This window comes from Sphingobium sp. GW821-FHT02B05 (assembly GCF_059421905.1).
Genome location: NZ_JBWKVW010000015.1, coordinates 23,094 through 29,756 on the forward strand (window position 1 = coordinate 23,094; position 6,663 = coordinate 29,756).

The following is a 6,663-nucleotide window of genomic DNA, read 5'->3' on the forward strand; positions in this document are numbered from 1 at the left end:
ATGGCAATGAGCGGTTTGCAGCGACTGCGTAGAAGCTGGCTATTGCAGCTCCGCGTCATCCATGCGCTGATGATCCGGGAACTGATCACGCGCTTCGGGCGAGAAAATATTGGCTTCCTATGGATCATGGCCGAACCGCTGCTGTTTGCCGGCTTGGTCGGGCTGGTATGGCATGTCACGAAGGGGCCAACTGAACATGGCGTCGGCGTCATTGCATTCGTCGCCACCGGCTATATTCCGATCACCTTGTTCCGGCATGGCGTGTCGCGAAGCGTTGCAGTCTTTACGGTCAATCAGAGCCTACTTTACCATCGCCAGATCAAAATCGTCGATTTCATCCTGGCGCGCTTCATCATCGAATTCCTCGGCGGGATGATGGCCTATATCTTTATGGCTATAATCCTGATCGGCTTTGACGAGTTTCCTGTGCCCGACAATATAGGACTGCTCATCGCCGGATGGATGGTCTATGCTCTGTTCTGCTTTTCGCTTTGCCTTATCATCGCTCCGCTTTCGGAGGTGTCCGACGCAATGGAAAAGTTCATACCGGTGACGACCTATATCATGATCCCTTTTTCAGGCCTGTTCTACATGGTGTCGTGGATGACGCCTGGCGCAAGGGAGTTTTTGCTGTTGTCGCCATTCGTCAACGGTATGGAAATGATGCGCAAGGGTATCTGGGGCAACGAGGTCACCGCTTATTATAATATCTGGAATCCCCTTATCTGTTCCGTAATCGCTACGCTGATCGGCCTTATCCTATGCCGTCGCATTCGCCGGAAGCTGGCAGTCGAATGATCATCTGTAGCGATATCACCAAATCCTATTCGCATGCAGGACACCGCAAACAGGTCCTGAATGGCGTCAATATCGTGATCAACCAAGGCGATCGGGTAGGCCTTCTTGGCCGTAACGGGGCAGGCAAAAGCACATTGATCAAGTTGATCGGTGGCGTCGAAATGCCGACGAGCGGCAAGATTACTCGGAACATGACCGTATCATGGCCTCTGGGTTTTGCAGGAGGTTTTCAGGGAAGCCTGACCGGGTATGACAATGCGCGCTTCATCGCGCGCATCTACGGCCGCGAGTATAGCGACCTCCGGCAGTTCGTTGAAAGTTTCACGGAATTAGGCAGGCAACTAAAAATGCCTGTGAAAACATATTCATCGGGGATGCGTGCACGCCTAGCTTTTGCATTGTCGCTTGCCATAGAGTTTGATTGTTATCTGATCGATGAAATTATTCTGGTCGGCGATCAGAACTTTCAGCGCAAATGCCATGCCGAAATGTTCGAGAAGCGCAAGGATAGGTCGATGCTTATCGCATCCCACAGTCCGGATTTCATCAAAGAGTCTTGTAATAAGGCCATCATCATCCATGATGGTGAAGCAATCATGTATGACGATGTTGACATTGCCGTGGAGAAATACTCTAATTTGTGATGACGATGCTGCGCGGCGCGAAAGCGATGTACGCCGCCTTGTATGCCGGGGCACAGGCTTCCTTGGCCAGCATCAACAAGGCCATTCCCTTTTTTCCTATATGAAGTCCTTGTCATACCGCTACCGAAATAACCGCCCCTTATTTTTTACCCGTTTTCCAGATTGCCGAGAGCGCACGCCCCATTGACCAGCGTGCTGCATGGCAGCATAGCATTGCTATTGGAAACTGGCCGACAGCAACTTGGTTTGCGAGCGTCAGACGAACTGGTAAAAATATTTTCTGTAGGGTTCTTACATAATGGGCAGCAGCAGTAAGAGTAACTCTCTTTATCGGCGCAATTGCATTTTCATTCTTGGCATGCACCGTTCGGGCACCAGTGCCTTGTCACGTGTGCTGAACCTGCTGGGCTGCGATCTGCCGCAAACTCTGATGCCGGCGTCGTCGTCTAATCCCCATGGGCATTGGGAATCGATAGCTATCATGGAAGTCAACGAAGCGGTGCTGAAATCAGGCGGCAGCGATTGGCATGACTGGCTTGAATTCAGTCCAGATTGGTATGAATCGCCTGTATATCCCGAATTTGTCGAATCCGGTCGTCTAGCGATCCAACGCGAATTCAACACATCCGCTCTGTTTGTCATGAAAGATCCCAGATGCGCCAAGTTGGTTCGCTTCTGGCTCGATGTGTTCGACGAGGAAGAGATCACGCCACATATTGTAATCCCAGTTCGCAATCCAATCGAGGTTTCTGAATCACTTCATGCCCGTGATGGATTTCACATCGATATCGTACACCTTCTCTGGCTGCGTCATGTTCTCGATGCGGAAATCGCAACTCGCGGCATGAGTCGTGTATTTTCGACTTATGATGAATTACTTGATAGCTGGGCTGATGTTTCTGAAAAAATTCGAAAATCTTTCGATATCACATGGCCTCGATGCTCAACAAACGTAGCAAAAGAAATAAACAATTCTGTACATATAGAGAGCAAACACTTCGCTAGTGCTCCAAAATCTGTTTTATCCAGCCCCGTATATTCTGAATGGCTGCGAGAAACCTATCGCATAATGCTAAAATGGGCGGCTCATGGAGAAGATGAAGCCGATCACATCATGCTTGATAAAATTAGAGCCGAATTAAATGCGGCAGGTCCTGCGTTCGCCGGGATCGCCCATTCAATAGCAGCCGAAATGCACCAGATCAGACATCTTGAGGAACGTCTTCGCAGCGCAGAAGCGGACCTCTCCATTTCTACGGGAGGGTTAGCGACATTGCAGAGCATTATTACGCCTGAGGCAAATCAAAATCTCGACGCCTTGGCAGGCGACGACGAACCGCATGTAGAATTACAAGATATTCTCAAATCCGCACAGGAACGGCTTGTCGAGGTGGAGGCCGCCGCTGCCGAGCATCATTCGCAACGTGTGGCCTTACAGGAGCAGTTGAGCGACGCGCAGACCCGGCTGGCGGACATGACTTCTTTAGCCAATGACCGTGAACAGCAGGTTATCGTGACCCAACAGGATCGCGACGACGTGCATAAGCGCCTCGAAGAAGCGGAAGCCGCGCTGGCACAAAATGCAGAAACCAGTGCAAGCCTGTCGTCCGAAATTAAAAAGCTGCGCGATCAGATCGCTACTACCGAAAGCACGCTTCTTCAAAGACACGAGGAAATCGAGCAGACGCGGACCGAGATGTTCAGGGCGAAGGATATTGCCAATGCTAGCATGGAGGAACAGGAAAAGCTGAAGATCAAACTGGCGACGGCAGATGAATGGGTATTCCGCCTTTCTGGCGAACGGCAGGCAGCGCTAGCGGAAGCCAGCAAATTCCAGTTCCGACTTCACAGCAATGAAAACGAACTTGCCCGTGCACGCTCCGCTTTAGAAAGCATGGCATCGGCTAAACAGCATCTTCAACTCGAAATCCATAGACTATCTTCGTTGTTGAACGACGCCAATGCGGACAAGGACAATCTGTGCAATCAACTTGAAGAAAAGGAAAAAGAACTTCGTTCTCTTTCTGTCCATACCGATGATTTGATTAAGCTTTGCGAAGACAGGTTCTTATGGCTGCAAGATGCCGAGACCCAGCGCAATCATCTGGAACGACTGGCAATAGATCGTTATGCGGAAATTCAGAGTTTGCGCGATCAAATTTTGGACCGCGACGAGAAAATTACACAGACCACCCTCTCCTTTTCACAAGTAAATACGAAATTATCGGACAGTCAGCGTGAAATCATCGTTCTGACGCAGTTGCTGCGCCAGCGGGAAGAAGCATCCTTGTCGATGGAGGATGCCGCACAGGCTCAGCAGCTTCAGATCGAGGTGACGCGCGGGCTGGAGTATATTACCGAGTTAACGGAAATAATTGCTGCACGCGACGATCAGATCAATGATATTGGCGTGGTAAACAGCCAACTCAATTCGCGTATGAATGAACGCATCAGCGAAATTGCTCAATTGTCCAATCTGCTACGGTTGCGGGAACAGGATGTGGCAGTCAAATCTGAGCATTCCAACTGGTTGCAACAGGTCATGCCGGTCATCATGCATACATCATGGTGGTGGAACATGATGCCCAGCGCATGGCGGATGGAACGCCGATACCGGCGGCTGAGTAAGCGTGGACTGTTTGATAAGACAGCTTATCTCAACCGATATCCAGACGTGGCTGCAGCAGGTGTTGACCCTCTTCAGCATTATATCAAACACGGAATGGCCGAAGGTCGCCTTCTTTAATTGCCTAGGATGGTATTTGTATGACTTTGATAAATGCCGATGATATCGAGCGACTTCGTACGTCCGGCCAATTTGATGCCGAATGGTATGTCACGCAATATCCCGATGTCGCGGCTTCTGGAATGGATCCAGCAGAACATTTCCTGTGGATCGGTGCCCGCTTGGGACGCCGGGCGAAACCGTCGACATCGAAGAACCACGTTGACCAGTCCCTCGCTAACCATGCAGGCTATGCTCTGGACGCGCTTTTCGTAGACGGGACCAACGGAACCAGTTCGACGCCCTATCGTGTGTTCCGAGTAGCCGACGGGCTTGCCGGCGAAGGGTGGAAAGTTCAGTGCTGCAAGGGCGAGGACCTTTTCGGAATGTTGCGTCAGGACATATCCGCACGGTTTGTCGTAATCCATCGTGCACCCTATTGGTCGCCCTATACCGACTTCGTCGAGAAGATGCGCGCGGCCGGATCAATCATCGTATATGATATTGATGATCTCGTTTTCGATGAAGATGTTATTCCGTACATTGATGGATATAAATATCTTTCCGATGAATCGAAAGAAGGCTTTATCAAAGGCGTCCATGCCTATCGTGACTTCATTCTGCATGCCGACATGTGCACATCCACGACAAGCTTTCTGGTCGATCAGATCGCCGCGCTGGGCAAGCCGACCTACAAGATCCGAAACGCAATCAGCCGTGAAAATCTAGAATATTTCCAGCGTGTTGGCCATAAGCGTCATCACAGGCCGAGTCCGTTTGTTGTTGGTTACTATTCAGGCACGAAAACGCATCAGGCGGACTTTGCTGTAGCTGCACCCGCATTGATCCAATTCATGAACGAAACGCCCGACGTCGTTTTTCGCCTCATTGGTGAGTTCGATCTCAACGAGTACCCGGAACTGGCGCATTGGCAACATATCCACCGGCCTGGCGACATGCCGCGTGTCTCACGTGTCGCACTGATGCCACATGATGTTATGATACGCGACCAGTTCAGTTGTGACCTCATCATCGCACCGCTCGAAATCAATAATCCATTCTGCGAATCCAAGAGCGAACTAAAATTCTTTGAAGCATCGATGGCAAAATGCCCCGTGATCGCAACGGCGACCCAAGCGTTTGCAGAAGCATCAATCAACGGCCAATTGGCGCATCTTGCGACGACGACGGAGGAATGGCTTCAGGCGTTTCGTGATATTTATCACAGTTATGATAGGGCACTGAAGCGAGCGGAGGTTGCGTTCAATCATTGCGGCAATGCTTACTCGCAACGGTTTTGCGCAAACGAAGCGGTGGACGCGTATGAGGCATTCAGCGCACATCGGGAAGGGCGCGCCGTTGCGTCCGTAACGACGCAATCATACGGACTGGCCGATGTCGGTGTCGTCATTCCCGACTTTTCTGGACCATCTGGAGGCCATCGTAAGATATTCAGCGTGTGCGAAGGGTTGGAGCGCGCCGGTAAGACTGTCAAGATTTATGTATATTCCAGTCGATCTGCGTCAGTGATCAAGAAGGACATTGCAAGATTTTACTGCAACTTGAATGCGGAGGTCGAAGTATATGGCCTAAGAGTGGACGCGCACAGTCATCTGATCGTTACACAATGGAAGACGGCTTATGATGCTCGACTGGTGTCTTTCTCTGGGAAAATCGTTTATTTCGTCCAAGACTTTGAGCCGATGTTCTTCGCTGTTGGATCGGACTATATGCGTTCGCTCGCATGCTACGGACTGAATTACCAGATTATTTGTTATGGCGAATGGGTCGCCGCCAAATTGCGCGACGATCTTGGTGTCTCTGCAACCACGATCCCTTTCACAATGGACAAGGATGTATACAGTCCGCCGCTGGTCGAAGGTTTGCGCGACATAGATATATTGTTGTTCGCTCGTCCCAGTCAGGATCGTCGTTGCTTCGATTTGATTTCAGAGGGCCTGAAGCTACTGAAATCGCGCCACCCCAACATAACGATTGGGCTTTTTGGTGAAACGGCATATGACGATCCTGGGTTTGATTATCGCAATTTCGGTGTGATTTCTGATCTCAACGAACTCGCAGAGCTGTATCATCGCGCCAAGGTTGGCATATGCTATTCTCCAACCAATCCTAGCCAACTTGGCTATGAAATGCTGGCATGCGGAACGGGGCTGGTCGATGTCAAGATCAAGCATTCCGAACTGAACTTCGCCGGCGACAACTTCGTATCTTACTGCATCGGCACGCCAGAAAGCATGGTCGAGGCATGCGAAAGGCTGATGCACGATCCTGCCGAACTCGCACGCCGTCGCGATCTTGGCTATCAATTCATACGAGCCATGCCGACGGACGACAGTTTGGGGAAATCCTTTGTCGATGCGCTTAAATTCTGATGATCTTCAGAAGGAAACGGGACAATGGGTTTTATCCATTGTCCCGTTTCAGGCAAATGCGTTTCCAATAAGCAGGTGGCATAGGTTGGCCAAATTCAACGGT

At 50.5% G+C, this 6,663-nt stretch carries 4 protein-coding genes; all 4 read left to right on the forward strand.

What is annotated here, in order from left to right:
• Nucleotides 1–6 precede the first annotated feature (6 nt).
• The 4 genes from AC07UX_RS20620 to AC07UX_RS20635 all read left to right on the forward strand — a co-directional run bounded on the left by AC07UX_RS20620 (nt 7) and on the right by AC07UX_RS20635 (nt 6,560).
• Nucleotides 7–798, forward strand: a complete 792-nt coding sequence (locus AC07UX_RS20620) for an ABC transporter permease (protein WP_495193834.1) — start codon at nt 7–9, stop codon at nt 796–798.
• The gene (locus AC07UX_RS20625; RefSeq protein WP_495193835.1) at nt 795–1,442 is read left to right on the forward strand and encodes an ABC transporter ATP-binding protein; all 648 of its coding nucleotides are present in this window, start codon (nt 795–797) and stop codon (nt 1,440–1,442) included. Before AC07UX_RS20620 ends, AC07UX_RS20625 begins: the two co-directional genes overlap by 4 nt.
• A gap of 298 nt (nt 1,443–1,740) precedes the next feature.
• Nucleotides 1,741–4,188: a sulfotransferase family protein gene (locus AC07UX_RS20630; protein ID WP_495193836.1), complete on the forward strand. Its 2,448-nt coding sequence runs from the start codon at nt 1,741–1,743 to the stop codon at nt 4,186–4,188.
• A gap of 20 nt (nt 4,189–4,208) precedes the next feature.
• Complete coding sequence (locus AC07UX_RS20635) at nt 4,209–6,560, forward strand: rhamnosyltransferase WsaF family glycosyltransferase (RefSeq protein WP_495193837.1); 2,352 nt, start codon at nt 4,209–4,211, stop codon at nt 6,558–6,560.
• Nucleotides 6,561–6,663: the final 103 nt, after the last annotated feature.

Bases quoted from the DNA above. Each gene is read 5' to 3' on its own strand.
- AC07UX_RS20625 (WP_495193835.1), top strand. From the start codon at position 795: ATGATCATCTGTAGCGATATCACCAAATCCTATTCGCATGCAGGACAC.
- AC07UX_RS20630 (WP_495193836.1), top strand. From the start codon at position 1,741: ATGGGCAGCAGCAGTAAGAGTAACTCTCTTTATCGGCGCAATTGCATT.
- AC07UX_RS20635 (WP_495193837.1), top strand. From the start codon at position 4,209: ATGACTTTGATAAATGCCGATGATATCGAGCGACTTCGTACGTCCGGC.
- AC07UX_RS20620 (WP_495193834.1), top strand. From the start codon at position 7: ATGAGCGGTTTGCAGCGACTGCGTAGAAGCTGGCTATTGCAGCTCCGC.